The organism is Rhodothermales bacterium, from assembly GCA_040221055.1.
Taxonomy (GTDB): domain Bacteria; phylum Bacteroidota; class Rhodothermia; order Rhodothermales; family UBA10348; genus 1-14-0-65-60-17.
On sequence record JAVJVN010000012.1, the window covers coordinates 187,562 to 213,778 of the forward strand.

The window sequence follows — 26,217 nt, forward strand, 5'->3', positions numbered from 1 at the left end:
TACAAAACAGAACGGGCCGGCCGTCAGTCTTTCTGCGAAAGACTTACGGCTTTCTGGAGAGCCTGGATTGCGGCGTCTTTCTGGCCCGTCTGGCTGTACAGACGGCCGAGGATCCGGTGAACGGAAGCAGACTGGGGATGCTGCGTGGCGATCCGGTTGAACGCGATGACGGCATCGCCGAGGAGGTCCTGTCCCGCGTAATACGTCCCGAGCACGTACCAGAATTCGCTGGACTCGGTCTGTCCGTGAAACATGGACTGGATGCGGGCCCGGTTGGCCTCGACAGACGCGGCCGTTTCGTCATCCGCCACTTCAAACGAGTAGAGTGGAGAAGAGACCACGTCGAGCATGTCCTCGGCTTCGACCTGCCAGTAGTAGCTCACGCCGGAAACCAGCGCAGGGGCCGTGGCAGGGTACTGGAGTTCCGAGGCATCCGTTGCTCCGGACCAGATGGTGGTACCTGCGGATTGCACCTTGATGGTGTACAGGTCGAAACCGTCCACGGCCGTCCATGAAAACGTGGGTACCGCGTTCGGTATGAGCGTATTCACGGGGTAGGCTGCTTGCAAGGCCTCCGAAGAGGGCGCGTTCCTGAGGCCGCCCAGGACGGCAATCTCACCTTCCCCGGCCCGGTGCAACATGACGTCGGACGCTACGGCCAGCAGCTCGCCATCGAGTTCGCGGACGGGTCCCGACAAGGCCGGGGATGCTATGGAAGATGCGCTGACCGTCATGCTGGCATTCCCCTCGAGGGACAGCATGTTGCCGTTGGCGAAGAGGAGGGCGGTCCGGGCGTTCTCGGCCGTGCGGATTCGATCGCCTTCGAAGAGTTGGGTGCCCCATTCGGCAGGAGCGAAGGATTGCGAGCCCGCGCGGGCCACTTCGACGGTACCGTTGATGTCCGTCAGGAGGGCGACACGGTTCTGGGCACTGGAGGACGCAGGTAATGCGAGGAGGACCACCAGAAAGGTGGCAAAGAGGAAGTGTCGCATGGAGGTAGTGGGTTGTAAAAGGACAATTTACCCCAACTACTCCCGGATGCAAACGGGGTTGGAAAAGGTTACAGGAAACCGAGTTCCAATTTGGCTTCGTCGGACATCATGTCCGGCGTGAACGGGGGATCGAACGTGATTTCGACACGGGCATCCCGGACGTGCCGCAAGTGCCGCACGCGCTGCTCCACCTGACCTGGAAGGAACCCGGCAGCCGGGCAGTTCGGGGTGGTCAGCGTCATGGTGATCAGCACCGTCCGGTCGGGATTGATGTCGACCCCGTAAATGAGGCCCAGATCGTATACGTTGACCGGGATCTCGGGGTCATACACCGTCTTGATGGCCTCGACGATCTTGGCCTCGAGCTCCTCATCGGTGGGCTCGTCCGAGAGATCGATTTCGACCGATGCGTCATCGCTCTTCGGCGCATTCAATGCGGAACTGGCATCCACGACATGTCCCGAAGGCGTCTTGCCGTCTTTGGTCGTTTCGGGCTTGGGATCGGTCATTCGGATTGGGAGGCTGCAATCGCGGCTGCATAGAGCCGGATCTGTTTGATCATGCTGTCGAGTCCGTTCTTCCGCGTCGGCGAAAGGTGCTCCTTCATTCCGATCTCATCCAGGAAGGACAGGTCGGCCGCAGCAACGGATTCTGCGGGCTGGTCATTGAGGACGCGGAGCAGGGCGGCAATGAGGCCGCGGGTAATCTGGGCGTCGGAATCGGCTGTGAAATGGATGCGTTGGCCGTGGGGCTCGGCGTGCAACCACACCTGGGCCTGACATCCCTGGATCCGGTAGGTGTCTGTCCGGAAGGCGTCTTCGATGGCCGGTACTGACGCCCCCAGGTCTATCAGGTACTGGTATTTGTCCATCCAGTCATCAAACATCGCAAATTCGTCCACGAGCGCACGTGCACGGTCCTGGATCTCGGTCATGACAGCATCTTGTGGGCCTTGCGGAGGCCATCGACCAATCGGTCGATTTCGTCCGTCGTATTGTAGAACGCGAAGGATGCTCGGACCGTCCCGGGAATGCCGAAGCGCTTCATGAGGGGTTGGGTGCAGTGGTGGCCCGTACGGACCGCAATGCCCAGCCGGTCCAGGATGGTGCCGACATCATACGGATGGGCATCACCCAGAAGGAATGAGACCACCGACACTTTGTCGCGGGCTGTTCCCACAATCCTGAGTCCCGGCAACTCGGTCAGAGCGCGGGTGGCCCGGGCCAGGAGATCCTGTTCCTGGGTCCGGATCCAGGCATGACCCACGGATTCCACGTAGTCCAGGGCGGCGGCGAATCCGATGGCGCCTGCAATATGGGGCGTGCCCGCCTCGAACTTGTGGGGCAGTTCATTGAACGTCGTCCCGCTGAAATCCACCTCTTCGATCATGTCACCGCCACCTTGGTACGGGGGCATGTCGTCCAGCAGGGCCTCCTTGCCGTACAGTACGCCGAAGCCGGTGGGTCCGAACGCCTTGTGGCTGGAGAAGCAGTAGAAATCGCAGTCCAGGTCCTGGACGTTGACGGGACCATGCGGCAGGGCCTGGGCACCGTCCAGGAGTACCGGTACCCCGAAGGCGTGTGCATCCGCAATCATCCGCTTCACGGGATTCACGGTACCCAACGTGTTCGATGCGTGCACCACACCTACGATGGCGACATCGTCTTCCATGAGTGCGCGCTGGTAGTCTTCGTAATCCAACTCCCCGTTCTCCAGTACGTGCACGGCGCGGACGCGGGCGCCGGTTTCGGCACAGATGAGTTGCCAGGGGACAATGTTGGAGTGGTGCTCCATGGCCGTGAGCAGCACCGTCTTTCCGGGACCCAGATTCGTGCGACCCCACGATGATGCCACCAGGTTGATGGCGTCCGTCGTCCCCCGGGTGAATACGATTTCCGAACGGTTGGCGGCCCCGATGTACGACTGGATGCGATCCCGGGCGGCTTCGAACGCCGTCGTGGCCAACTGACTGAGGGTATGCACACCCCGGTGTACGTTGGCATTCTCCTCCCGGTAATAGTGCGCCATCCGGTCCAGGACGGCCTGGGGCTTCTGGGCCGTCGCCGCATTGTCCAGGTAGGCCACGGGGTAGCCGTGAACGTGGGTGGCGAGTGCTGGAAAGTCCCGGCGGATATCGGGAGGGGATGCGATCACAAGGACAGCTGTTCTGTTATGCGTGTGTTCAGGTAGTCGCGCAAGGGCTCGATGGTGACGAGTTCAATCACGTCACGGGCAAAGGCTTCAATGAGCATGGTGCGGGCGCGCTTCGCCGGAATTCCGCGGCTTTGCAGGTAAAAGAGGGCTTCTTTGTCCAGTTCGCCCGTGGTCGCTCCGTGACTGCACTTCACATCGTCCGCGTAGATTTCCAATTCCGGCTTCGCGAAAATCCGGGCGGACCGGTCCAGGAGGATGCTCTTGGAAGACTGGTAGGCATTGATCTTCTGGGCATCCTGTCGAACCAGGACCTTGCCGTTGAAAACACCGGTGGAGCCGTCGGCAATGATGCCCTTGAACAACTCGTTCGAGAAGCAATTGGGCTTGGCGTGATCCACCATCGTGTGATTGTCGATATGGGAACCGTTCCGCGCAATGTAGAGACCGTTCAAATGGGTCTCGCAGTGCTCGGCGTCCGGAAGGAAATGCAGGTTGTGCCGGACGAGATCGCCACCGAGCGTAATGTGATTGGTGGAGAATACGCTGGACTCGGCCTGATGCACATGCAACGTGTTGACGAAACGGGCTTGCGGCTCCCGTTCGAAAATGACCAGGTGCCGGACATTGGCTTCTGCACCCACGAACATCTCCACGACGCGATTTTCGAACGACGTACCGGCACCGGCCGGACCGAAGTGCTCAACCACGTGGGCATGCGCGTTGCGGGCGGCCACCAGCAGCACGCGTGGCTGGATGAACCCGTTGGTCGATAGCCGGGAGTGGTGTATGTACAGCGGTTTGTCCAGGTGCACGCCTTCGGCAACATGGATGAACACGCCATCGTCCGCAAAAGCCGTGGCAAGCGATGCGAATGGATCGGCATTCCCGGCTACTGCCTTCGACAGGTACTCCTGGACGAGGGCGGTGTGCGTTTCATACGCCTCCCGGAGGCTCGAGACCGTGACCCCGTCGGGCAGCCCTTGGAGGTTCGCGTTCATCGGGCGCCCATCCAGCGTGTGGATGTGCCATCCTTCGAAATCCTGAAGGGGGGACGTCGGAGACGTTTCCGGACGATTCAGTTCGAGGGATGACCCATCGCCGAGCCACTTGGAGACGGGTGTGTACTTGTACGCTTCCGACTTGGCCGCGGGGAAACCGGCCTCGGCGAACTGCTTGATGGCGCGTCGCCGGTCTACCAGCCAAGGGTCGGTCGTACCGTTTCCGAGCAGTCCGACTTTCTGATCGAAGGACTCGATCAGCGTCGTTTCCAATGATTTTTCCGTGGTCATGATTATTGAGCGATCATTCCGGTTTCTTCACGGATCCAGTCGTAGCCCCGTTCTTCGAGCTCCAGTGCCAATTCCTTGCCACCCGAGCGCACAATGCGGCCACCCACCAGGACGTGGACATGGTCGGGTACGATGTAGTCGAGCAGGCGCTGGTAGTGGGTAATGACCACGAACGAGCGGTTGGCATTGCGCAACGAGTTGACGCCATCGGCAACGACACGCAGGGCGTCGATGTCCAGTCCCGAATCCGTTTCATCCAGCACGGCCAACGAGGGATCCAGCATGGCCAACTGGAAGATCTCGTTGCGCTTCTTTTCACCGCCCGAGAACCCTTCGTTGACTGCACGGGCCTTGAGGGACGGATCCAAGTTGACCAATGCGGCCTTTTCACGCATGAGCGCGAGGAACTCGCTGGCCGACAGATCGGGCAGACCACGGTATTCGCGGACCGAAGAAACGGCCTGTTTCAGGAAGTTGGACATCGAGACACCCGGCAGTTCAACCGGATACTGGAACGCCAGGAAAAGCCCCTTGCGCGCCCGCTCGTCCGCTTCCAACTCCAGGAGGTCGTCCCCCTGGAATGAAATGGTACCCTCTGTGACTTCGTAGCCGTCACGGCCGGCAAGCACCGATGCGAGCGTACTCTTGCCCGATCCGTTCGGGCCCATGATGGCATGTACTTCACCGGGGCCCACCTTCAGGTCCAGGCCTTTCAGGATTTCCGTACCGTCTTCCTCTATGGAGACGTGGAGGTTTTTGATATCCAGCATCGTCAACTGATTTGGTTCGAATGGGGGGGGGGACAGGTCAGGGCAGGGCAGGGCAGGCTCAGCCTACACTGCCTTCGAGTTCAATGGCCAACAGATTGCGCGCTTCGACAGCAAATTCCATGGGCAACTTGGCCAGGATTTCCTTGCAGAATCCGTTCACGATGAGCTTTATGGCATCCGTCTCCGAGATGCCGCGCTGCTGGCAGTAGAAAATCTGGTCTTCTCCGACCTTCGACGTCGTGGCCTCGTGTTCGACCTTGGCCGTAGGGTTGTTGATTTCCAGATACGGGAAGGTGTGTGCGCCACAACGGTCGCCCAGCAACATCGAGTCGCACTGGGAGAAGTTGCGGGCATTCTCGGCACCCCGGTTGATCTTGACCAGTCCCCGGTAGGAGTTCTGGCTCTGTCCGCCTGAGATGCCCTTTGAAATGATGGTGGACGTGGTGTTCTTGCCGATGTGGATCATCTTGGTCCCCGTATCGGCCTGTTGATGTCCCTTCGTGAAGGCCACGCTGTAGAATTCGCCCACGGAGTTGTCACCCTTCAGGATGACCGACGGATACTTCCACGTGATGGCGCTGCCGGTTTCGAGCTGGGTCCAGGAAATCTTCGACCCGCTGCCTTCGCAGATGCCGCGCTTGGTCACGAAGTTGTATACACCACCTTTGCCCTCCTTGCTGCCGGGATACCAGTTCTGGATGGTCGAGTACTTCACTTCGGCGTCCTTGTGGGCAATGATCTCCACAACCGCGGCATGCAACTGGTTTTCGTCCCGGGACGGTGCCGTGCACCCCTCCAGATAACTCACATAGGAACCTTCGTCGGCCACGATGAGCGTGCGCTCGAATTGTCCCGTTCCCGCCTCATTTATCCGGAAGTACGTGGACAATTCCATGGGGCAACGGACGCCCTTCGGGATATAGCAGAACGATCCGTCGGAGAATACCGCGGAGTTGAGGGCGGCATACAGGTTGTCGGTTCGGGGAACGACGCTTCCCAGGTACTTGCGGACGAGTTCGGGATGCTCCTGGACGGCTTCGCCGAATGAGCAGAAAATGACACCTTTCTCCGCCAGTTCCTTCTTGAAGGTCGTCGTCACGGATACGGAGTCCATGACCACGTCAACCGCGACCCCGGCCAAACGCTTCTGCTCCATCAACGGAATGCCCAGCCGATTGAAGGTGTCAATGAGCTGTGGATCAACCTCGTCCAGGCTGGAGAGGGTGGGCTTCTTCTTCGGAGACGACCAGTAGGAAATGGACTGGAAGTCGATTTCAGCGATCTTGAGGTGCGCCCAGGTCGGAATCTTGTTGTCCTCGAGCAGGGACATGAAATGGTCCAACGCCTTGAGCCGCCATTCCAGCAACCACTCCGGTTCGTTTTTCCGGGCGGAGATGTACCGGACCGTTTCTTCGCTCAGCCCATTGGCGGCCTTGTCCGACTCGATGTCGGTTACGAATCCGTATTTGTACTCGGAATCTGCAACTTCTTGAAGGAACTCTGTGCTCATCTGCTGATTGATATGGTGGACGGCGCACTTTGGAACGGGTCTAAATAAACAGTGCAGCCGGCTTTAGTTTCCCCGCAGGGGAGAACTTTCGCACTCTTCACAGGATGTAAACGTCATGACGCACACAGAAACGATCATTGAACTGAGTGGTCCGGCAAAAGCCAAGATCCTGCAGACCGCGGCGGCGGAAAATGTGGATATGGATGCGTCTCGGTTGCGGATTGCCGTCGTCCCCGGCGGATGTTCCGGCCTGACCTACGACCTGGGATGGGATACCACCGTGACGGAGAAAGACACGACGGATGTGATCGACGGAATCCCCGTGGTGATCGATGCCCGCAGCGCAGCGTACCTCAACGGATCCCGTCTCGATTTCTCGGATGGCCTGGAGGGCAAGGGGTTCCATTTCCACAACCCACAGGCGGTCCGGAACTGTGCCTGCGGCGAGAGCTTCGGTCTTTGAGAGCCTTTTAAAGCCATTTGAGCCAGGGCCTGCCCTGGATCAGGGGTTGCGCTCCCAGCGCAGACGGTCTCCTTCAATCACGCCGATGGTATCGCTGTAACCAGCCGGGACTTCGAGCACGAACCGGGCCGGTCCGTTCGATGTCACGGGGTCGGGCGACATGGGCTGAACGTACTTCGCAATCCGCAGCACGGTTGAATCGGCGCGGATGAAGATGAGGTCGAGGGCCAGTGGCGTGTTGGCCATCCAGAAGGATTGCTCTTCCTCCCGGTCGAACAGGAACAACATGCCCGAATCGGTCGGGAGGGAGGTCCGCTGCATGAGACCGCGGGTCCGCGTGGAGTCGGTATCGGCAATCTCAATCCGGATATCCTTGAAGACCTCTCCGTCGCGAATGAACGAGAGCGACCCGTCATCCCGGAACGGGATGGACACGGTGGATTCTGCGGAGGGCTTGTTATCGGAGCCGGAATCCGAATCCGGGGAGCCACATGCGGCCAGGGATGCGGAAAGCGAAAAGGAAACGGCCAGTATCAGGACAAATCGCATAGTTGACGTGGGTCGATTCAGGGATTCGCGGTACTGAAGTCCCGCCGCTCCCAGGTGACGTAGGCCGTGCTGTCGACGCCCCATCGGTCACTCATGCCGGCGCGGACCTCCAGTACGTATTGGGCTGGCGCCGTGGACAGAATGTGTTCTTCCGAATAGGGGGTCGTTCGTTTGACGATGTTGACGACACGAAGCGAATCGTCAAGGAAAATGATGTCGAGAGGCAGGGGCGTATTTCGCATCCAGAAGGACCGCATGGACGGTTCGGGGCTGACGAACAACATCCCGCCGCGTTCCGGAAGGGACCGCCGGTACATCAATCCCTGGGCCTGCTCCTGATCGCTCTCCGCCAGCTCGATCACCAGACGCGTCACCAGCGAACTGTCCGCCCGCCAGATGTCCAGGACGCCTTCGGGCGTGAACGGGATTTCGCGATTCACGTCGGACGCTTCGTCGGCCTTGCCGCCACATCCGCTGGTCACCAGCGCGGCCGCGAAAAGGATGTTCAGGAATCGGGCAGCAACGTGGCCGTCACGGAGTCGCATACGGTTTTGCCAAGATCAGTAAGACGGACGCGGTTGTTTCGGATGGGCAGGATGAGACCCGATCCTTCAAGATCGGCAAGCTCCTGTACTTTTTCGACGAGCAGATCAACGCCATACCGGGATTCGAGTTCGCCGAGGTCCAGACCGTCGCCCGTTCGCAGCCGGAGCATGACGTGTTCGTCCGCGAGGGCGTCGAGGCCGAGCTGTTCCCTCTGGTCGAGCGGGGCGACATGTTGCATGAGCAGGGCTTCATATTGCTTCACGTTCCGCACATTCGACCACCGCAGGGCCGGTAACCCTTTCCACCAGAAGGAGTGGGCAGAGGGGCCGCACCCTATGTAATTGGCGTGATCCCAATAGCGGTGGTTGTGGACGGCCCGATGGCCGTCCCGGGCGAAGGACGATATCTCATAGTGTTCATATCCACGATCCTTGAGGAATTCCATCGCGAACAGGTACCGGTCGTTGTATACCGCTTCCGGACTTTCACTCACCAGTCCACGGGCCATCTGTTTGTGGAGGGGCGTGCCCTTCTCGATCGTAAGACTGTACGTGGACAGGTGGGGGATGTCCAGGCCGGCAGCGATCTCGAGGTTGGCTGACCAGTATTCCACCGGCTGATCCGGCAGTCCGAATATCAGATCGGCGCTGAAGGTGCCGAATCCCGCTTTTTGGACGCTGTGGATGACCTCCTTGGCGGCCGCGGCATTGTGCGCACGGTTCATGAACGTGAGATCCGCATCGAAAAAGGATTGGACCCCGATGGACAACCGGTTGACCCCCGCCGAAAGGATGCCCTCCAGGTACTCCGGGGTGCCATCTTCCGGGTTCAGTTCGAGCGTGATTTCCTGAACGTTGGACGTGTCGAATGACGCATGGATGGTCTTGAGGATCCGCACGATATCGTCCACCGGGAGCAACGATGGCGTGCCGCCCCCGAAATAGATGGTTTCAAGGGGTTCCTGGTCGGCATACTGGTGGCCATACAGCCGGATCTCCTGCTCAAGTGCGCGGACGAACGGTGCGGTCGATCGCGCCGTGGTGACGAAATAGAAATCGCAGTACACGCATCGTTGCGTGCAGAATGGGATATGCAGGTAGAGTCCGGCCAATCAGAAAATGATTCCGATCCGGAACGGGATGGACACCGACACACTGCTTTCACCGACGACGAGGGCCGGGATGATCTCGTAGAACAGGGTGCTTTCGCGAAGCAGTTTCACCCAACCGACCCCGGCGTGGATAGCGGGACCGCCTTCGGTTCCGTTGTCTTCACCGACTGGAATGTAGCCGCCAACACCCGTCAGCAGGTACGGTGCTTTTTCCTGGCCTTCGAGCGTGACGATCAGCGAAACCTGGGGGTCGATGATCCACGTGGCATTGCGTCGACCGTCGAACACGAATCCGGTCAGGCCGGCATCGAAGGCGAAAGACAAGTCCGAATTGATGGGCGCCGCCATCCGTCCGCGAAACCCTATCCCCAATCCATCATCGCTGCTGAGCATGGTGTTCAAGCCGATGCCCAGGCGGGCGTTGGCCAGTTGGGCATGGGTCGGGTCGAGCACGACCAGTCCCCAGATCAAGCAGGATAGCAACAGCAACGCGGGCGGGCGCAGCGGATGTGCCGCCTGCTTGAAGACGCGTCGGAAAGAAGCGTGAAGGGTCATTCGGGCAGGTTCGAAGGTTGGTTGGCCGTTGGTCGTGTTGTACCTTTCAGTATAGCAAAAAAGTCGCTCGCTACATGAAATTTTGTGTTTGCATCAAACAGGTCCCGGACGTGCAGGCGAACGTCCAGACCGGCCGGATGGTCCTGAATGCGTATGACGCATCGGCGGTCGAAGCGGCCCTCGTCCTGACGGAAAAATACGGAGGCGAGGTGGACGTGGTGCTCATAGGGCCGGACAGTGCGAAGGAAACCATCCGCAAGGCGTTGGCCATGGGCGCAGCGTCCGCCACGCACTATGTCACGTCAGAGAACCTGGACTCCTGGGCGCTGTCTGCTCTGTTGGCCGACCACGTCCGGTCCGGCAGCTGGGATGTGGTTCTTGCAGGAAAGCAGTCCCAGGACACGGACTCCGGGTTGACGGGTTCCATGCTGGCCGAACGGCTCGGTTGGGTGTATGCCACCAACGCCGTTGGACTGGACATGGAGGACACCCATCTTCTGGTCACCCGGCAGGGGGATTCAGGCCAGGAAATCCTGTCCATGCCCAGCCCGTGCCTGGTTACGTGCTCGAACGACATGAACAACCCGCGGATACCTTCACTCAAAGGGATCATGGCGGCCAAGAAGAAAAGCATTCACGAGCGTGTGCCCGCGTCCCTTCCGGAGTCCCGCGTCAAGACGGGCGCGGTCCGTCCGCCGGAACCCCGGGAACCCGGACGCCTGTTGGAAGGGGAACCCGCCGACATGGTCGCGGAACTGGTGACGCGTCTGCGGAACGAAGCCGGTGTGCTGCAATAATCTCAACGAGTAGGATCCATGAACGGTATTCTGGTGGTGGCCGCGGTGCAGGACGGCCGAATCAAACGGTCCAGTCTGGAAGTCCTGTCGCGAGCCCGTGTGGTGGCCGCTGACTTGGGCGTAGCCTGCGACGCGGTCGTGTTGCATCCGGATGCAGCCGGTTTTGCCGCTGAATTGCACGAGTATGGTGCGTCCACGGTATTTGCCGTGTCGAACCCGATATTCTCGACCCATGTCAATACGCCCGTATTGGCGGGACTTGAGGCCGCAATTGCCCGGGTATCCCCTCGTGTCGTGGCCGCAGCCAGTACAGAGGCGGTGAAAGATGTCCTGGGGGCGCTCGCCGTCCGTGTGGACGCCGCGGTCCTGCCCGACGTGGCGTCCTTCTCCGCTTCGGCCGACGCTGTCACGGGCGAGCGCCCCGTAATGGCCGCAAAGATGATGGCAGAAACGTCCACTACGCATCCGCGGGTCCTCGTGACCGTGCGATCCGGATCGTACGAGGCCACCAAGGCCCCCGTGCAAGGCACCGTGCAGGAGGTGGACTTCGCGTTCAATGACGACAGTCTGGTCCAGACGCTGAAGGAGGTGGTTCGCTCGGCGACCGATACGGTCGACCTGTCGGAGGCCTCCGTCGTGGTGGCCGCCGGACGGGGCGTGCGTGACGAGACCGGTCGGCAGTTGGTCCAGGATCTGGCATCTACGCTGGGTGCCGCCATCGGCGCATCGCGTGCCGTGGTGGAGACCGGGCTGTTCCCGGCGACGGCACAGATCGGTCAAACGGGCAAAGTCGTATCTCCCGATCTGTATTTTGCCATCGGAATATCCGGCGCCATCCAGCACGCGGCCGGCATGCTGAACAGCCGGGTGATCGTGGCCGTCAACAAGGATCCCGATGCCGCCATCTTCCAGTATGCCGCGTACGGTCTGGTGGGAGACCTGTTCAAGATCCTGCCGCTGCTTGATGCCGAGCTCAAGTCCGTCGTGGGATCGTGATGGACGAGAAATTCGACTGCATCATTGTTGGAGGAGGTATTGCGGGCCTCAGCGCCGCCATGACCCTGGCTCGGGGCGGGGCCAAATTCCTGCTCATCGAGCGGGGGGCATTCTGTGGCTCAAAGAACGTATCCGGGGGCGTACTATGGGGGACGGACCTCGCACGGCTGGTCCCTGATTACTGGGAAGAGGAAGATGCCGGATTCGAGCGGTTCGTGAATCACCGCCGACTGTCCTTCCTTGACCAGACGTCGGCGTTCAGCCTGGATTTCAAGTCGACCGCCTTCAACGCCGCGCCCTATGGCGGGGTGACCGTCCTCCGTGCGGTGTTCGATGCGTGGCTCGCCGGCAAGGTCCAGGAGGCCATTGACGCCGGGCCGCATCCGGATGAGTGCATCCTGGCCACGGACGTATTGGTGGAGGAGGTGATCATGGAGGAGGGGAGAGCGGTGGGCATCCGGGCTGGCGGCGAAGCCTTCCATGCGGATTGTGTCATCCTGGCCGAAGGCGTCAACAACCTGTTGACACGGCAGATCGGGTTGGATGCGGAATACGTTCCGGCCGACTACATGGCCGTGGGGGTCAAGGAAGTATTGAAGCTGGACGAGAAGCGCTTGGCGGACCGGTTCCAGCTGGACGGGAGAAGCGGCCTCACGAACGAATTCGTGGGTGCCGGGACGGACGGCGTGGAAGGCGGGGGTTTCCTGTACACGAACAGGGATTCCCTGTCGGTCGGTTTGGTGGTCGGTATGAAGGATCTCCGGGAGAAGAAGCGTACGCCGTACGACCTCCTGAACCACTTCAAGGCGCATCCAGCGGTCGCCGACATGATCCGCGATGCCGAGCCTGTGGAATATTCAGCCCATGTGGTATCGACCGGCGACATCCGGGCGTTGCCCCGTGAGGTATACGCAGACGGCGTACTCATTGCTGGCGAAGCGGCGCATTTGCTCCTGAATGCCGGCAAGGCCATCCAGGGCATGGACTATGCCATGCGCAGCGGCATGCTGGCGGCGGAGACCGTGCTCGAGGCCCGTGCGGCCGGCGATTGGTCGAGTGCCATGATGTCCAATTACCGGAAAGCACTGGATGCCAGTTACATCATGCAGGACATGAAGTCGTTCCAGGACGCCGTGCACTTGCTGCACGGCGAACAGATGTTCACGGACGTTCCCAATCTGGTCTGTGATTTCGGGCGGCAGTTCTTCAGCGTGACCAATGACACGACACCGAAGGCTTCGGCCATGCTGCGGGCCGCCATCAAGCGGCATTCGTCCTATTGGGATCTCGTAAAACTCGGATTGAAAGCAGGGAGGGCGTTGTGATATGAGTGCTTCAAACGACGCGAACGGCAAGCCCAAGGGGACACCTGCCGGTCTGTCCGTAGCGCAACGGCTGGGTCTGGTGGCCTACCGGAACCAGGGACGGACGGAGGCGCGGGCCCACATCGATGTGGACACGTCCATCTGCAACACGACGTGTCCACACAAGTGCACGACCTATGTCTGCCCGGCCAAGTGTTACACGCTGGACGAAATCGGCGACGTGCACTTCCAGTTCGAGGACTGCATTGAGTGCGGCACGTGCATGTATGCCTGCGACCAGGGCGCGGTCACGTGGCGATACCCGGACCCGGAAGAGGGTCGCGGCGTGGACTGGGTACTCGGCTAGGGCCTCAGCCTCAGGTCCTAATTGCCTTTCGCGTCGGCTCCGGTTTCTTCCTTTGGTGCGTCTGGCGTAGCATCGTCGTCCGGCGGCGTATCCGCTTCTTCCGCGTCTTTTGCCTTGGCCTTCGCCGCCTTTTTCTTTTTGGTCGCTTTCTTGCGGAAGCTCAGTTCGCCGGTGTCTTTCTTCTCGTCGTAGGTAATGACAAGCGTATCGTCCTCGCCCAGGTCGTGTCCCAGGATGGCCTCGGCCATCGGATCTTCCACGTACTTCTGGATGGCACGCCGGAGCGGACGGGCGCCGAACTTCGGATCGTAGCCCTTTTCCACGAGGAATGCCTTGGCCGACTCCTCGAGTTCCACGGAAATACCCACTTCGAACGCGCGGCCAAAGAGCTCGGCCGCCATCAGTTCGATGATGTCGTGGATGTGCTTCTTCTCGAGCGGATGGAACACGATGACGTCGTCAATCCGGTTCAGGAATTCCGGGTTGAAGACGCGCTTGAGCGCATCCTCGACCGTGGACTTCATGGTCTGGTAATTGAAATCCTGTTCGGACTGCGAGAAACCGATACCCTTTCCGAGGTTCTTGATGTCCCGGGCACCGATGTTGGAGGTCATGATGATGATGGTGTTCCGGAAATCCACACGCCGGCCCAGACCGTCGGTCAACAAGCCGTCATCAAGGACCTGCAGCAGGATGTTGAACACGTCCGGATGCGCCTTCTCGATCTCGTCCAGCAATACGACCGAATAGGGCTTGCGACGAACCTTCTCGGTCAGCTGGCCACCCTCTTCGTATCCCACATAGCCGGGAGGTGCACCCACCAACCGGGACACGGAGAACTTCTCCATGTACTCGCTCATGTCAATGCGGATGAGCGCATCCTGTGAGTCGAACAGGTACTGGGTGAGGCGCTTGGCCAACTCGGTCTTGCCGACGCCCGTCGGACCCAGGAAAATGAACGATCCGATGGGACGCTTCGGATCCTTGAGTCCCGCGCGCGTGCGCCGGATGCTCTTCGAAAGCTTCTTGATGGCCTCTTCCTGGCCAATCACGGAGCCCTGCAGTTCCTCCTCCATATGGAGCAGACGACGCGTTTCGGGCTCGGAAATCTTGTCGACCGGCACGCCGGTCATCATGGCTACGACTTCTGAAATGTCGTCCACGGTGACGTCGTAGACCTCGGACTCGGCCTTTTCTTCCCACTGGGACTTCGCTTCCTCGAGCTCGTCCTGGAGCTTTTTCTCGGAATCCCGCAGCCGGGCGGCTTCCTCGAATTTCTGGCTCTTCACGACGCGCGTTTTTTCCTCACGTACGTCTTCAATGGCCTTCTCGAGCTTCAGGATGTTCTCGGGTACCTTGATGTTCTTCAGGTGGACGCGGGCACCGGCCTCGTCCAGGACATCAATGGCCTTGTCGGGCAGGAATCGGTCGGTGATGTACCGCTCCGACAATTTGACCGTCAGGTCTATGGCCTCATCGGAGTACAGGACATTGTGATGGTCCTCGTACCGGTCCTTTATGTTCTTGAGGATTTCGCGGGTTTCCTCCGGCGTCGCCGGGTCGACCATGATCTTCTGGAAACGACGGTCGAGTGCGCCGTCCTTCTCGATATGCTGACGATACTCGTCGAGGGTGGTCGCGCCAATGCACTGGATTTCACCCCGGGCGAGGGCCGGCTTGAACATGTTCGATGCGTCGAGCGAACCCGATGCGCCCCCGGCGCCCACAATGGTGTGCAGCTCGTCGATGAACAGGATGACATCCGGGCTCTTTTCGAGCTCGTTCATGACGGCCTTCATGCGCTCCTCGAACTGGCCCCGGTACTTGGTGCCGGCCACGAGGGCGGCAAGGTCGAGCGTAACGACACGCTTGTCGAACAGCACCCGGCTGACCTTGCGCTGGATGATGCGCATGGCCAAACCTTCGGCAATGGCCGTCTTGCCTACACCGGGTTCGCCGATCAATACCGGATTGTTCTTCTTGCGGCGGGAAAGGACCTGGGCTACGCGTTCTATTTCGGATTCCCGACCGACCACCGGGTCAAGCTTGTCTTCTTCGGCGAGGGTCGTCAGGTCCCGGCCGAAATTGTCCAGAACAGGGGTTTTGCTCTTTTCCATTTTTCCTCGCTCTTTCGGACTCTGGCTCCGGCTCCCGCTCGGGCCCTTGGCCGAACCGACCATTCCGGTCGACGGGCTGCTGGATCGTTCCGATGGGGGTTTGCCGGAAATAATGGTATCCAATTCAGCGCGTACGGAGTCATAGGTGATCGAGAAGCCCTGCTGCAGGATCTGGGCAGCCAGGTTCTCATCATCCCGGAGCAGGCTCAACAGCAGGTGTTCGGTCCCGATGACATCGCTCTTGTAGAGCTTGGCTTCGAGATAGGTGATCTTGAGCACCTTTTCGGCCTGCTTCGTCAGCGGAATGTTTCCGACGGTGAGTGTGCCCCCGGTACTGCGGACCGTATCCTCGATGGACTTCTTGAGCTTGAACAGATCACAGCCCAGGTTGCGGAGGATTTTAACCGCTATGCCTTCGCCCTCGCGGATGATGCCGAGGAGCAGATGCTCGGTTCCGATGTAGTCGTGGCCCAGCCGGATGGCTTCCTCACGACTGTAGGAGATGACGTCGCGAACGCGATTTGAAAAATTTCCTTCCATGATGGGGAGGTCGTGGCCGGTTCAGGCCGAGAAACTGGAACCGCAGCCGCAGGTGGCGGAGGCGTTGGGATTGTCGAACGTGAATCCACGGGCGCTCAGCCCGTCCTGGTAATCGACCCGGGTACCCATGAGGTACAAGCCGTGTCGTTTGTCCATGAATACCTTGATGCCGTCGACTTCGAATTCGATATCGTGATCGCGCATGCGATCGAAGCCCAGGATATAGCTCATTCCCGAACAGCCGCCCCCTTTGACACCCACACGGAGGCTGTAGCCCTCCGGGATGTTCTTGGTCTCCATGATCGTGCGGATTTCGGTCGATGCACGTTCCGTCAGGACGATGGGCGCGGTCAACGTTTCTGTGGACATGGCTCGTTTCGGGCTTCAAAATTGATGTGCCTTCTGCAACGATGCGCCATGGGGGCTGTTCCGTGCTGCCGTCAGCGGCGAAGAACCGCGACTGGCAATGGCTGACGCCACGTGGGGGCGTCCAAGAGGCTGACGAGAACGAAGTGGATGCCCGCCGGGACGATGGTCCCCCGGTCGTCCAGGCCATCCCATCGGATGGCTGTGGTTCCGGACAGGGGGCGGGCCGCCGTGACGTGCCGAACCGGGTGCCCGTACGCATTGTAAACCGTGATTGTGGCCATTCTCGGGCCCATGTCCTCGGGGATCCGGACCACGATGTGCGTGGATGCACCCAGGTCAGGATGATCAGGATAGAACGACCGGGGCTCCAGGTGGGCGCTTATGCCACCGTCGGGCACCGCCGGGGCGGCTCCAGTCGGAGGGAGCCCCGCCACACGGCCGGGTGTGGCGCCGTCCACGTGGGTGCTGGTCTCCAGCTGGCTCCATCCGGATTGCAGGCGGCGCCGTTCGAGGGACCGCCCCAGCGTGACCGCCACCATCGGGTGGTGGTCTTCCGGTCCATAACGGTCGCTGGACAGAACACGACCGTCCCTGTCCACCAGGATCAATGCCCGACCGTCATTCCGGAGACCCAGGGATGCACGGACCGGAACGAGGAAGTCCGTGGCCGGCGTTTCCGGCCAGATCCGCGCCAGATAATCACGGACGTTCCCGTGGTTGACGATCTCTTGGTCGGTCACGTGTCCGGGGATTCCGACAATGAGCAGGGTGCTGTCCGGAGGCAACCGGAGGGGTTGGTACCCGAGCCGCACCGAATCCCGATCGCCCCGTTCGTCGGGGGCATCCAGCAGCACCATGCCGAGTATATCCACCGGCTCCCGGCTTTGGTTGACCCACTCCAGGAAGGCGGTCTGATCCGTCCGGTTGTCATGGGCGTCAATGAGGGGGTGGTACATCACTTCGGTCAGCACCAACGGGGGCGGGTCGGTGCTTGGCGTGGGGGGCGCGGCGCGGCGTCTCAGGTCCCGGTCCGCATCCGTGCCGGGCGTGGCGGGTGGCACCAGCGAGGAGGCCCAGTCCCGCGCCGCGCCCCCCACGCGTCGGAGCGAACGGTCGGTGTGGCTCCGGAAACGCCCATCTTCCAGATCGGGATGGATCACCACGGAGTCGATGACGATCGTGGCATCCCGGAGCACCAGGGTTTCCCCGGTTGCCAGCAGATCCACATCCACAACGTGCACCGCTCCCGGCGGAAGCAGGAGGGGGGCCTCTTCCGATGCCAGCCGCGTGTCCGATCGTACCGTCGACAATGCGGTCTGTCGCAATGTGAGGGGCCATTCCGCATCCACGACCAACTCCACGAACTCCACCGCTCCCCTGGACTGGACCTCGGAGATCATGAGGTCACCCGGCGAGGGAGGAATGTGCATTGGGGCGCGGACGGTGCCGGCACGGTTTCCGGACAGGTCCACCAAGCCGGTGATGTCCACCTGGTCTGGCGCCCGGTTGGGTGCGGGTTGTTGTCCCGGCCACCATCCGGATGGAGCCAGGGCCACCAGCGTGGAGCAGACGGTCTCATCGGGCACCGCGCAGGACAGCGGCAAAGGGTCCACTGCCGGGATGTCCGGAACGGGGGTGAGGGCGGGGGGCTCCGGGGCCGACGGGGCAATCGGCTCATCCACGTGGACCAGGATGCGATCGGGCGGCACCCACTCCACACCCAGGATGCGGGGAGCCGTACGGTCGTCAACATAGGTCGCATTGCGAAGGCCGGGCGTACCCGGCGGAGCGGTGGATGTGGCCCAGGAAGATGCGAGCGTTCCCGGCAGGACCGGGGAAATCCGCTCCCGACTCGTACCCCGTACGACATCGGCTGCCGTCCATCCGGCGCGATCCACGACATGGCCGTCGACCGCGACGAACAGGGAGTCTCCTCCATTGTTGAGTGTCGGCCACGGCCGGAGTTGAATCAACAGCGCCTGGGCAGGCAGGGGACCGTGGCGTCGCACGAAGGCCAGCGTATCGGGCGTCACCACGACATATTGCCCCGGTATCATGTAGCCCGCTTCGTCCGGAAACACGCGCCAGGCGGCGGTCCCGTCGCGGATGGCCAACCGGTTTCCAACCAGCGGGGCCGATCCCCCCACGAGCAGTTCAATGAATTCCACGCCGTCCGTATCCGGAATGGCCAGGTATTCATTCAGCGTGACGCGAGCGACGGGTGGAGAAGCTGGATGGAGCGCCGTCAGCCACCCGCCGATATGCACGGCGAGCACGATCGCCAGCAGGGTGGGCATGATCGACAGGGACGGGAGCAGCGACATGGCAGGGCAGCGCCCGGTGATGTCCGGACGCGTTTACCCTAAGGAGTCACTCAGGCGCCAACTGCAACCCGTTCCAGTACGGTTTTCAGTGTCCCTGCCAACATGTCGGCGGCCAGCGGCAGGGCCGCCTCATCCAGGTCGAATGCCGAATCATGCAACGGACGCGCCGTTGCCGGACCATTGCAGGTACCGACGCGGAGCAGCATGCAGGGTGCATGCTGCACATAATGGGCAAAATCCTCGCCACCCATGCTGGGTCGGGGAATCTCGAAAATGGCGTCGGGCCCGAACCGGTCCAGGATGACAGTTCGGATGATGGAAACCAGGGCCGGATCGTTGATGACGGGCGGGGAGCCCATGTCGAAATCCACATCCACGCGGGCCCCGTACGTTTCACCGATCGCGTGGGATATCTGCTCCATCCGTTCCCGGATGAGCGCCCGCTCCTCGTTCGAAATGCATCGGACCGTCCCACCCATTTCGACCGATGCCGGGATGACATTGAAGGCCTCACCGCCGTGGATCCGACAGATAGAGATGACGGCTGTGTTGCGCGCATCGGAAAGGCGGCCAACAAGTTGGTATAACGTGCTCATAATCTGCGTGAGGACCCATACCGTATCAACTGACTGATGCGGGCGAGCCGAGTGCCCCGTCGAACTGCCGCTGACCGTTATACGGAAGCGATCGGCCGATGCCGTAGCCGGTCCCGTGATGAGGCCGAAGACGCCGGTGGACAAGGTCGGGTCCACGTGGCTGGCAAAGACCGCCCGCACGCCGTCCATGATGCCGTCCCGGATCATCATGGGGGCGCCACTTGGAATGCCTTCCTCGTTGGGCTGGAAGAACACGCGAACGGTTCCGTGGAGTTCTTCCCGACACTCGTTCAGGAGCAGGATGAGACCGATGGCAATGGCTGTATGGCCGTCATGTCCGCAAAGATGGGCAACGCCATCCACCTGACTGCGGTAGGGGGCGGATTTGTCATCGGTGGTGGGTAGCGCATCGATATCGGCCCTGTACGCGACGATGGGACCGTCGGGTTGACCCACGATGTCAACGTAGAGTCCCGTCCCGGCCACCGGACCCTTCACCTCGAGGCCGTGGGATTCCAGGACATTCCGGATGTAGGCGGACGTCTCGAACTCCTGGAGTCCGATTTCAGGATGCTGGTGGAGATGCCGGCGGATGCCGGTAAGGAGCGTGGCCAGATCTTCTTTTATGACGACCGTGCCGTTCGTTGACGTGTTCTGTTGGGACATCCAGTTAGTACCTTACACCAATCCAAATCGTTTCCTGAAAAACCACTCCACGGTAAGCAGCAGCACAACGAGAATCAAAAACGGAATGCGTTGCCAGAGTCGGATCTGCGCCGTTTGCACGCGCTCGCTGAGCTGCCACGATGCCAATTCCGAAAGGACCGATCCAATGGATGCCGTCTGGTCCGACGTCAGGAATTGTCCGCCCGACCGTGCGGCCACTTGCCGCATGAGCGTATGGTCGGCACGAGTCTGCCGGAACTCGATCGACCGGTCACCCACCACGAACTCGCCCTCATCCGAACCCATGAGAGCGCCGTTGAATTCGGCCTCCGCGGAATACGTATAGCTTCCGGCAGGCAGGACACCGAAGTCCCCCTCATACCGGCCATTGCCGAGGGGCCGCATCCCTACCGGCAGCTCCGTTCCGTCCGGGGCGCGCAAGCGGACGGTTACGCGCGCATCGTCAAGGGGAGCCAGTGTTTCATCATAGACTTCGCCCCGCAACTGGACCGGCTCATCCTCCGAGAACACCATCCGCGACGGTTCCACACGGACCAGGCGCTGATCGTCGGCCGTGTACAGCCACTGGAGCAGGTTGGAGCGAACCTCGCTCCAGGCCGATGCCTCGTCGGCCAGGTCTTCGGGCACATTCTTCCATCGCCAGAACCCATGGGCCAGGAGTACAGCCGCACGAGCCCTTCCCGTGCGACCGGTAACGAACAGGGGATCCTCCAGGACGACCGATCGGATACGGCTGCTTGCCAGGAGATCGGCTCCTGGACGCGTGGCCCATGTGGTCGCGCTCGTCCGCAATGGGGGCAATCGCTGCCATATTCCGGCATCCCGCGTGCTTCCGGTCTCGAAAATGGCATGACTCAGCGCCAGCGGAGTCGGAGCGAATGCCACCTGTTGCCAGGTGGACCGGATGGTTTCGGGAACGGCTGGAAGGATGTTTGCCCAGTCCCGTTGCAGCATCCGGAAATCCGTCGCATGATCCAGGGCAAAAAGTACGGGCAGTCCGTCCTGCACGGCATCCACCAGGGTGCGGGAGTCGACCGGATCCGTTGCCGTGCCCGGGAAGCCGACCAGGATGAGCAAGTCGAACGCGTTGACCGTATCCGGAAGCGCACCGCCGAAATACCGCCCGGGGCCGGACTGCACCCGGACTACCAGATCCACGTCGGGGTCGGCATCCAGGACCTGGGTCCAGGCAGACACGTCCGGGGAGGGCGCGCTGGCCACGAGCAGGACCTGCTTCCGCTGATCGAGCACCTGGACGGCCATGGATTCCGTGTTGTTTCTCCAGGTGGCCTCGCCGTCCAATCGGGTGATATCCACCTGGAGCCGCGCCAATCCGGGAGTGTCCGCACGGAAACGCAAGTCTACCACGACTTCTCCCGAACCCTCAGGGATCCGGACCGATGTGCGGTCCACGCTCGCGCCGCCTGTACTCAGTGAGATTTCCACCGTCTGTTCGGAAAAGCCGTCATTCCGCAACCGGACCCGGACGGGCACTTCCGTTCCTGCATACGCCAATTCGTTGGTCACGAGTTGGACAATCCGGAGGTCCCGCCGGATGGTGGAATCGCCGTGGGCCACGGCAATGATGGGCACGCGATACCGTTCCGCGACCCGGGCGGGGTTGGCCCCGGCATTGTGGATGCCGTCGGACAGCAACACGATGGCTCCCAGCGGCTCACCATCAAGCGCATCCTCCATTTCCTGAAGGGCATCGGCCAGGTTGGATGCACGGCCCTCGAAGGAGACCGCATCCAGTGAATCGGTGGCGGCAATTTGCTCATCGAACACGAACACCCGGCGTTGTCGTCCCTGCGTGTCGGCATCGAGGGCACGGAGCGCATCTGAAGCAGAAAGGTGACCGTCCAGGGAGTCGGCAAACGTCATGCTCTGCGAGCGGTCCACCAGGAGGCCCAGGACCGGTTCTTCAACCACGCTCGATTCAGACGTGAACAGGGGCTCGAACAGCAGGAACAGCACCAGTGCAAGTGCGAGGAAGCGGAGCGAACCGAGGCTGGTCCGACGGGCCACGGACAGGGCGGGCGTGGTTGTCCGGTAGGTCCACCATCCAAACGCACCGGCCAGCAGGACGCAGGCCAGCAGCAACCACGGGGACGAACTGAAGGACAAGTGCATATTCACTGGATGTAGGGATGAATCAGGTAGCCCATGTAGGCCAGGAAGGCTGTCAGCAGCAGAACGCCGCCGGCCCGTGACAACACGTACCCGGAACGGGCAAGAGGATACAGCAGCAGGCTGACCCCCAACATGACCGGGAAGTGGATCCGGACCGACGACGATTCAACCTCGACCGGTTGGACCAGGCTGACGACGCCCACTACGAACAGGATGTTCAGCATGTTGCTTCCCACGATGTTGCCCACCGACATCTCGGACTCCTTCTTGAAGGCACAGACCATGGATGCCGCCAGCTCAGGGAGACTTGTTCCAATGGCCACGATGGTCAATCCGATCACGACGGGTTGGATTTCCAGGAGATGCGCAATGGACACGGCCGCGTCGACCATGAGCCGGGCGCCTACAGCCAGGGCCGCGATTCCACCGGTCAACAGGAGGATGCGCGCTGCAGGGCCCGTGCGTGCAGGGGCATCGGCCGAAGGCACATCCACGCCGGGGGTGTCCGACGATCCCCGGGCGCTGCGGATCATCCAGAAGAAGAACAGGATCAATCCCGCAACCAGGACGAGCCCGTCCACGCGGCTCATCCGACCGTCGGCCGCCATGGCCCAGAACAGGAACGAGACGGCAATCATGACCGGATATTCCCGTCTCAGCACACCCCGGGAAACCGCAATAGGCAGGACGATCGCGCTCAGCCCCAGGATGAGTGCGATGTTCGAGATGTTCGATCCAATGATATTGCCGATGGCCAGGGCGTCCTCGCCATCCATGAGGGCGAATGCGTTCAGCAGGAATTCGGGCATGGACGTACCCAGCGCCACGATGGTCAGTCCGACGACGAGCGGACGGATTCCGAAGCGGATGGCCACGGACGTGGCACCCCGGACAAGCCACTCTGCACCCAGGGCCAGCACTCCGAGCCCCGACACGAAAAGGAGGACATTCAGGAGCATGCCAGGCTGGAACCGGTAAAGAAATTCGGAAGCAGGGAGGCCGCGGTAACACGCTCTGCGGGGCGATTTCCGCGGTCCATCCAAACCGAGGCTTCGGGGGCAAGTTCCGCCAGGACCTGGCGGCATGCACCGCACGGCGTGGCATCCTCCTCCTTCGGACACGACAGGGCCAGGATGGCCGGCACGGGGCGTCCGTAGGAAACGAGCGTCCCGAGTACATTGCGCTCGGCGCACAGGATGCGCCCCCAATCCGGGTGTTCCACATTCACGCCGGGTACGACGCCCTCATCCGGAGAGGGTACGACACACCCCACGGGGAATCGGGATTCCGGGATCCAGGCCCGAGCTGAGATCTTCCGGGCCGCATGGACAAGGTCCTCCTCGCTGTTGCCCGACAATGGGATGAACGGAGACAGTTCATGCAGATGTTCTGGCAGGGCACCCGCGTGGGCCGTCAACAGGGCAGGCGTCCGGGATTCCAGCACGTGCCCGTCCGGCACCGCGTGCCGGACGTAGAGGACGTCGTGGTCCATGAGGGGTTGGCTGGAAACGATGCCTACCACATCCGTCCGGTCCAACGCGTAGGAGGTCGTGATGGCATTCAGGACGGCACCGATGGTCAAGCCGAACGATGCACTTTCCACACGGACACCGGGTACGAAGGCCCCGTCCGAAAGCACGGCGAGTACGGCGTGCGGCTGTCGGGAATACGGCGCCGGGGAGCGGGCCACGTACGGGGTCAATAAGGAGAGAGCCGCGTCGTCATGCATGCCGGCGAGGGACCTGGCCTGAGTTGGGGCGTTGGGAACATTGTTTGGCACGCTACGACTCGGTAGTTTCTACGTTCCAAGCCGGGATGGCGAAACAGGTAGACGCAACGGACTTAAAATCCGTTGAACCGCAAGGTTCGTGCGGGTTCGAATCCCGCTCCCGGTACCATCAGCCACCATTTCACGTACCCCGCTCCATGCCCAATCTCAAGTCCGGAGATCGTCTGAGCAAGGAACTGGGCCTCTTCGACGTGTTCTCCGTGAGTACCGGGGCCATGTTCAGCTCAGGCTTTTTCCTCCTGCCCGGGCTGGCTGCGGCCAAGGCGGGACCCTCGGTCTTCCTCGCGTACCTGTTTGCCGGCATCTTCATCCTGCCGGCATTGTTCTCCACGGCGGAACTGAGTACGGCGCTGCCGAGGGCGGGGGGCGCGTATTTCTTCCTGGATCGCAGCCTGGGTCCCATGATCGGGACCATCGGGGGGCTTGGGACCTTCCTCGCGCTTTCGCTGAAAACCTCTTTTGCCTTGATCGGCATTGGCGCGTATGCCTCATTCTTCGTGGAATTGCCCATAAAATGGGTGGCGATTGCGCTCACGGTGGTTTTCATGGTCATCAATGTTGTCGGGGCGAAGGAGACCACCCGCCTGCAGCGAATCCTGGTCACCGTCCTTATCGTCGTACTCACGCTGTTCGTGGTTCAGGGGCTCATGTTCATCGGAACCGACATGACCATGGAGCAAACCCGTGACCAGATGACTCCGTTCATGCCGTTCGGGGTCTCCGGCCTGATGACCACCATAGGATTCGTGTTCGTGTCCTACGCGGGGCTCACGAAAGTGGCCAGCATTGCCGAGGAGGTCAAGAATCCCGACCGCAATATCCCGTTGGGAATGATCCTGTCACTCGTGGTGGCCACGTTCGTTTACGTCGTGGGCGTGTTCATCATGGTGGCCGTACTCGACTCGGTGGAGCTGCAGTCCGACCTGACACCGGTCGCCACGGCCGCGGCGTCCTTTTTCGACTGGCTTCCCGGACGATGGGGGCTCCTGCTGATCGTCCTGGCGGCGTTCGCCGCCTTTGCGTCCACCGGAAATGCAGGACTCATGTCCGCCTCACGGTATCCCCTGGCCATGGCCAGGGACCGGCTCATGCCCGCGTGGTTCGCAACCCTCGGCCGCTTCAAGACCCCCATCTGGTCCATTCTGGTGTCGGGGGGTGTCATGATCCTTTTCATCGTGGCCCTGAACGCCGAAGGGATTGCCAAACTGGCCAGTGCCTTCCAGCTGCTCATTTTCATCATGATCAATTTCGCCGTGATCGTCATGCGCGAAAGCCGGATACCGTCCTACGATCCGGGCTACAAATCGCCGTTTTATCCGTGGATGCAGGTGTTCGGTATCCTGTCGAGCTTCGTCCTCATCATCTACATCGGGTGGATGTCCATTTTCTTCACTGCCGGAATCGTGGTCCTGTGCCTGCTTTGGTTCAATTACTACGTGAAGGGAAACGTGGAACGCGATGGAGCCATTTATCATTGGTTCCGTCGGCTGGGAGAACATCAGTTCGACGGCCTGGATACGGAATTCCGCAACATCATGAAGGAAAAAGGACTGCGCGGAGAAGATCCGTTCGAGGAAATCGTGGTTCGCAGTTTCGTGGTGGATGTGAAGGAGCAGATGACGTTCGACGAAGTCGTTACCCGGGCATCCCGGTTGCTGGCACAGCGGTTGCCCAAGTCGGCTGACGAGATTGCGAGTCGGTTCATGGACAGCACGAAGACGGGCGCGATCACGGTCACGCGCGGCGTGGCCTTGCCCCATTTCCGTACGGAGCTGGTCAACCAGGGGGAAATGGTGCTGGTCCGTTCCAGTCAGGATATCCTTGTGCCGTCGGACGACCCGCTGACCGGTTCCATCGAGCCGGAGAAAGGAGTGCGCACCATGTTCTTCCTGGTCAGTCCGGAACAGGATCCGGCCCAGCACCTCCGGATGCTGGCACAGATTGCCGGTCGCGTGGATGAGCCCCGTTTCGCCGATACCTGGCGGGAGGCCCGGGACGAGCAGGAACTCAGGGATGTCCTGTTGCGCAATGAACGCTCGCTCACACTCACCGTTCGGCAGGATGGTCCGACAGCCCGCCTGGCCGGAGTTGCATTGAAAGACCTTGTACTGCCCGGCGACACGCTCATCGCCCTCATTCGCAGGGACGGAGAAGTCATTGTGCCCCATGGTCGTACCGTACTTGAACCATCCGATCGACTGACCATAATCGGAACGCCGAAACACATCGACGCGCTTCGCGAAGCCTACCAGAAATGAA

General features: G+C 61.1%; 24 protein-coding genes and 1 tRNA gene. 7 read left to right on the forward strand and 18 right to left on the reverse strand.

From position 1 onward, the window contains the following. Window positions 1–23: 23 nt before the first annotated feature. The 7 genes from RIE53_06525 to sufB form a co-directional block, all read right to left on the reverse strand. Window positions 24–992 (reverse strand): tetratricopeptide repeat protein, encoded by a 969-nt coding sequence (locus tag RIE53_06525; protein ID MEQ9104337.1) that lies wholly within the window; start codon window positions 990–992, stop codon window positions 24–26. A gap of 68 nt (window positions 993–1,060) precedes the next feature. Further along, complete coding sequence (locus RIE53_06530) at window positions 1,061–1,501, reverse strand: DUF59 domain-containing protein (protein MEQ9104338.1); 441 nt, start codon at window positions 1,499–1,501, stop codon at window positions 1,061–1,063. Then, on the reverse strand, window positions 1,498–1,926 hold the full coding sequence (locus RIE53_06535) for a SufE family protein (GenBank protein ID MEQ9104339.1): 429 nt from the start codon (window positions 1,924–1,926) through the stop codon (window positions 1,498–1,500). Before RIE53_06535 ends, RIE53_06530 begins: the two co-directional genes overlap by 4 nt. Continuing rightward, complete coding sequence (locus tag RIE53_06540) at window positions 1,923–3,146, reverse strand: SufS family cysteine desulfurase (protein MEQ9104340.1); 1,224 nt, start codon at window positions 3,144–3,146, stop codon at window positions 1,923–1,925. Before RIE53_06540 ends, RIE53_06535 begins: the two co-directional genes overlap by 4 nt. Continuing rightward, entirely contained in the window at window positions 3,143–4,435 is a 1,293-nt protein-coding gene (sufD, locus tag RIE53_06545) for a Fe-S cluster assembly protein SufD (GenBank protein MEQ9104341.1), read from the reverse strand. Before sufD ends, RIE53_06540 begins: the two co-directional genes overlap by 4 nt. A gap of 2 nt (window positions 4,436–4,437) precedes the next feature. Next, on the reverse strand, window positions 4,438–5,205 hold the full coding sequence (sufC, locus tag RIE53_06550; protein MEQ9104342.1) for a Fe-S cluster assembly ATPase SufC: 768 nt from the start codon (window positions 5,203–5,205) through the stop codon (window positions 4,438–4,440). A gap of 58 nt (window positions 5,206–5,263) precedes the next feature. After that, complete coding sequence (gene sufB / locus RIE53_06555) at window positions 5,264–6,715, reverse strand: Fe-S cluster assembly protein SufB (GenBank protein MEQ9104343.1); 1,452 nt, start codon at window positions 6,713–6,715, stop codon at window positions 5,264–5,266. A gap of 115 nt (window positions 6,716–6,830) precedes the next feature. Between sufB and RIE53_06560 the strand changes: the two genes are divergently transcribed. Then, window positions 6,831–7,178, forward strand: coding sequence for an iron-sulfur cluster assembly accessory protein (locus tag RIE53_06560; protein MEQ9104344.1), 348 nt, complete (start codon window positions 6,831–6,833; stop codon window positions 7,176–7,178). A 39-nt stretch (window positions 7,179–7,217) separates the two neighbouring features. On the opposite strand, the gene RIE53_06565 is transcribed toward RIE53_06560, so the two are convergent. The 4 genes from RIE53_06565 to RIE53_06580 are packed head-to-tail and all read right to left on the reverse strand — an operon-like array spanning window position 7,218 to window position 9,939. After that, a complete protein-coding gene (locus RIE53_06565) occupies window positions 7,218–7,727 on the reverse strand; it encodes a DUF192 domain-containing protein (GenBank protein ID MEQ9104345.1) in 510 nt (169 codons plus the stop codon). A 17-nt stretch (window positions 7,728–7,744) separates the two neighbouring features. Continuing rightward, on the reverse strand, window positions 7,745–8,272 hold the full coding sequence (locus RIE53_06570) for a DUF192 domain-containing protein (protein ID MEQ9104346.1): 528 nt from the start codon (window positions 8,270–8,272) through the stop codon (window positions 7,745–7,747). Next, entirely contained in the window at window positions 8,233–9,384 is a 1,152-nt protein-coding gene (hemW, locus tag RIE53_06575) for a radical SAM family heme chaperone HemW (GenBank protein ID MEQ9104347.1), read from the reverse strand. The genes RIE53_06570 and hemW overlap by 40 nt, the downstream gene beginning before the upstream one ends. Then, on the reverse strand, window positions 9,385–9,939 hold the full coding sequence (locus tag RIE53_06580) for a hypothetical protein (protein MEQ9104348.1): 555 nt from the start codon (window positions 9,937–9,939) through the stop codon (window positions 9,385–9,387). It lies immediately after the preceding gene. A 74-nt stretch (window positions 9,940–10,013) separates the two neighbouring features. Here RIE53_06580 and RIE53_06585 point away from each other — a divergent pair, with 74 nt between their 5' ends. The 4 genes from RIE53_06585 to RIE53_06600 are packed head-to-tail and all read left to right on the forward strand — an operon-like array spanning window position 10,014 to window position 13,403. Then, window positions 10,014–10,736 (forward strand): electron transfer flavoprotein subunit beta/FixA family protein, encoded by a 723-nt coding sequence (locus tag RIE53_06585; protein ID MEQ9104349.1) that lies wholly within the window; start codon window positions 10,014–10,016, stop codon window positions 10,734–10,736. 18 nt (window positions 10,737–10,754) lie between these two features. Beyond that, the gene (locus RIE53_06590; GenBank protein MEQ9104350.1) at window positions 10,755–11,732 is read left to right on the forward strand and encodes an electron transfer flavoprotein subunit alpha/FixB family protein; all 978 of its coding nucleotides are present in this window, start codon (window positions 10,755–10,757) and stop codon (window positions 11,730–11,732) included. Beyond that, window positions 11,732–13,057 carry an FAD-dependent oxidoreductase gene (locus RIE53_06595; protein ID MEQ9104351.1) on the forward strand — a complete coding sequence of 442 codons (1,326 nt, stop codon included), beginning with the start codon at window positions 11,732–11,734 and terminating at the stop codon, window positions 13,055–13,057. The genes RIE53_06590 and RIE53_06595 overlap by 1 nt, the downstream gene beginning before the upstream one ends. Window position 13,058: 1 nt before the next feature. Continuing rightward, a complete protein-coding gene (locus tag RIE53_06600) occupies window positions 13,059–13,403 on the forward strand; it encodes a 4Fe-4S binding protein (protein ID MEQ9104352.1) in 345 nt (114 codons plus the stop codon). Window positions 13,404–13,420: 17 nt separating this feature from the next. Here RIE53_06600 and RIE53_06605 read toward each other — a convergent pair whose 3' ends face one another. The 7 genes from RIE53_06605 to RIE53_06635 all read right to left on the reverse strand — a co-directional run bounded on the left by RIE53_06605 (window position 13,421) and on the right by RIE53_06635 (window position 23,898). Further along, window positions 13,421–16,060 carry an ATP-dependent Clp protease ATP-binding subunit gene (locus RIE53_06605; protein ID MEQ9104353.1) on the reverse strand — a complete coding sequence of 880 codons (2,640 nt, stop codon included), beginning with the start codon at window positions 16,058–16,060 and terminating at the stop codon, window positions 13,421–13,423. A 21-nt stretch (window positions 16,061–16,081) separates the two neighbouring features. Further along, complete coding sequence (locus tag RIE53_06610) at window positions 16,082–16,429, reverse strand: iron-sulfur cluster assembly accessory protein (GenBank protein MEQ9104354.1); 348 nt, start codon at window positions 16,427–16,429, stop codon at window positions 16,082–16,084. A 71-nt stretch (window positions 16,430–16,500) separates the two neighbouring features. Next, complete coding sequence (locus RIE53_06615) at window positions 16,501–18,753, reverse strand: hypothetical protein (protein MEQ9104355.1); 2,253 nt, start codon at window positions 18,751–18,753, stop codon at window positions 16,501–16,503. A gap of 50 nt (window positions 18,754–18,803) precedes the next feature. After that, the gene (locus tag RIE53_06620) at window positions 18,804–20,015 is read right to left on the reverse strand and encodes an amidohydrolase (protein MEQ9104356.1); all 1,212 of its coding nucleotides are present in this window, start codon (window positions 20,013–20,015) and stop codon (window positions 18,804–18,806) included. Window positions 20,016–20,027: 12 nt separating this feature from the next. Next, window positions 20,028–22,163 carry a VWA domain-containing protein gene (locus tag RIE53_06625; GenBank protein ID MEQ9104357.1) on the reverse strand — a complete coding sequence of 712 codons (2,136 nt, stop codon included), beginning with the start codon at window positions 22,161–22,163 and terminating at the stop codon, window positions 20,028–20,030. Between the two features lie 8 nt (window positions 22,164–22,171). After that, entirely contained in the window at window positions 22,172–23,128 is a 957-nt protein-coding gene (locus RIE53_06630) for a calcium/sodium antiporter (GenBank protein MEQ9104358.1), read from the reverse strand. Beyond that, entirely contained in the window at window positions 23,119–23,898 is a 780-nt protein-coding gene (locus RIE53_06635; GenBank protein ID MEQ9104359.1) for a cytidine deaminase, read from the reverse strand. The genes RIE53_06630 and RIE53_06635 overlap by 10 nt, the downstream gene beginning before the upstream one ends. An 80-nt stretch (window positions 23,899–23,978) precedes the next feature. Here RIE53_06635 and RIE53_06640 point away from each other — a divergent pair. Continuing rightward, window positions 23,979–24,067 (forward strand) — tRNA-Leu (locus RIE53_06640). Window positions 24,068–24,095: 28 nt separating this feature from the next. Then, entirely contained in the window at window positions 24,096–26,216 is a 2,121-nt protein-coding gene (locus RIE53_06645; GenBank protein MEQ9104360.1) for an amino acid permease, read from the forward strand. The last annotated feature ends 1 nt before the right edge of the window (window position 26,217 follow it).

What these genes read in the sequence shown, in the direction of transcription:
- RIE53_06525 (MEQ9104337.1), bottom strand. Translation starts at nt 992, where the DNA reads ATGCGACACTTCCTCTTTGCCACCTTTCTGGTGGTCCTCCTCGCATTA.
- RIE53_06530 (MEQ9104338.1), bottom strand. Translation starts at nt 1,501, where the DNA reads ATGACCGATCCCAAGCCCGAAACGACCAAAGACGGCAAGACGCCTTCG.
- RIE53_06535 (MEQ9104339.1), bottom strand. Translation starts at nt 1,926, where the DNA reads ATGACCGAGATCCAGGACCGTGCACGTGCGCTCGTGGACGAATTTGCG.
- sufD (MEQ9104341.1), bottom strand. Translation starts at nt 4,435, where the DNA reads ATGACCACGGAAAAATCATTGGAAACGACGCTGATCGAGTCCTTCGAT.
- sufC (MEQ9104342.1), bottom strand. Translation starts at nt 5,205, where the DNA reads ATGCTGGATATCAAAAACCTCCACGTCTCCATAGAGGAAGACGGTACG.
- sufB (MEQ9104343.1), bottom strand. Translation starts at nt 6,715, where the DNA reads ATGAGCACAGAGTTCCTTCAAGAAGTTGCAGATTCCGAGTACAAATAC.
- RIE53_06560 (MEQ9104344.1), top strand. Translation starts at nt 6,831, where the DNA reads ATGACGCACACAGAAACGATCATTGAACTGAGTGGTCCGGCAAAAGCC.
- RIE53_06565 (MEQ9104345.1), bottom strand. Translation starts at nt 7,727, where the DNA reads ATGCGATTTGTCCTGATACTGGCCGTTTCCTTTTCGCTTTCCGCATCC.
- RIE53_06570 (MEQ9104346.1), bottom strand. Translation starts at nt 8,272, where the DNA reads ATGCGACTCCGTGACGGCCACGTTGCTGCCCGATTCCTGAACATCCTT.
- RIE53_06580 (MEQ9104348.1), bottom strand. Translation starts at nt 9,939, where the DNA reads ATGACCCTTCACGCTTCTTTCCGACGCGTCTTCAAGCAGGCGGCACAT.
- RIE53_06585 (MEQ9104349.1), top strand. Translation starts at nt 10,014, where the DNA reads ATGAAATTTTGTGTTTGCATCAAACAGGTCCCGGACGTGCAGGCGAAC.
- RIE53_06590 (MEQ9104350.1), top strand. Translation starts at nt 10,755, where the DNA reads ATGAACGGTATTCTGGTGGTGGCCGCGGTGCAGGACGGCCGAATCAAA.
- RIE53_06595 (MEQ9104351.1), top strand. Translation starts at nt 11,732, where the DNA reads ATGGACGAGAAATTCGACTGCATCATTGTTGGAGGAGGTATTGCGGGC.
- RIE53_06600 (MEQ9104352.1), top strand. Translation starts at nt 13,059, where the DNA reads ATGAGTGCTTCAAACGACGCGAACGGCAAGCCCAAGGGGACACCTGCC.
- RIE53_06605 (MEQ9104353.1), bottom strand. Translation starts at nt 16,060, where the DNA reads ATGGAAGGAAATTTTTCAAATCGCGTTCGCGACGTCATCTCCTACAGT.
- RIE53_06610 (MEQ9104354.1), bottom strand. Translation starts at nt 16,429, where the DNA reads ATGTCCACAGAAACGTTGACCGCGCCCATCGTCCTGACGGAACGTGCA.
- RIE53_06615 (MEQ9104355.1), bottom strand. Translation starts at nt 18,753, where the DNA reads ATGTCGCTGCTCCCGTCCCTGTCGATCATGCCCACCCTGCTGGCGATC.
- RIE53_06620 (MEQ9104356.1), bottom strand. Translation starts at nt 20,015, where the DNA reads ATGTCCCAACAGAACACGTCAACGAACGGCACGGTCGTCATAAAAGAA.
- RIE53_06630 (MEQ9104358.1), bottom strand. Translation starts at nt 23,128, where the DNA reads ATGCTCCTGAATGTCCTCCTTTTCGTGTCGGGGCTCGGAGTGCTGGCC.
- RIE53_06635 (MEQ9104359.1), bottom strand. Translation starts at nt 23,898, where the DNA reads ATGCATGACGACGCGGCTCTCTCCTTATTGACCCCGTACGTGGCCCGC.
- RIE53_06645 (MEQ9104360.1), top strand. Translation starts at nt 24,096, where the DNA reads ATGCCCAATCTCAAGTCCGGAGATCGTCTGAGCAAGGAACTGGGCCTC.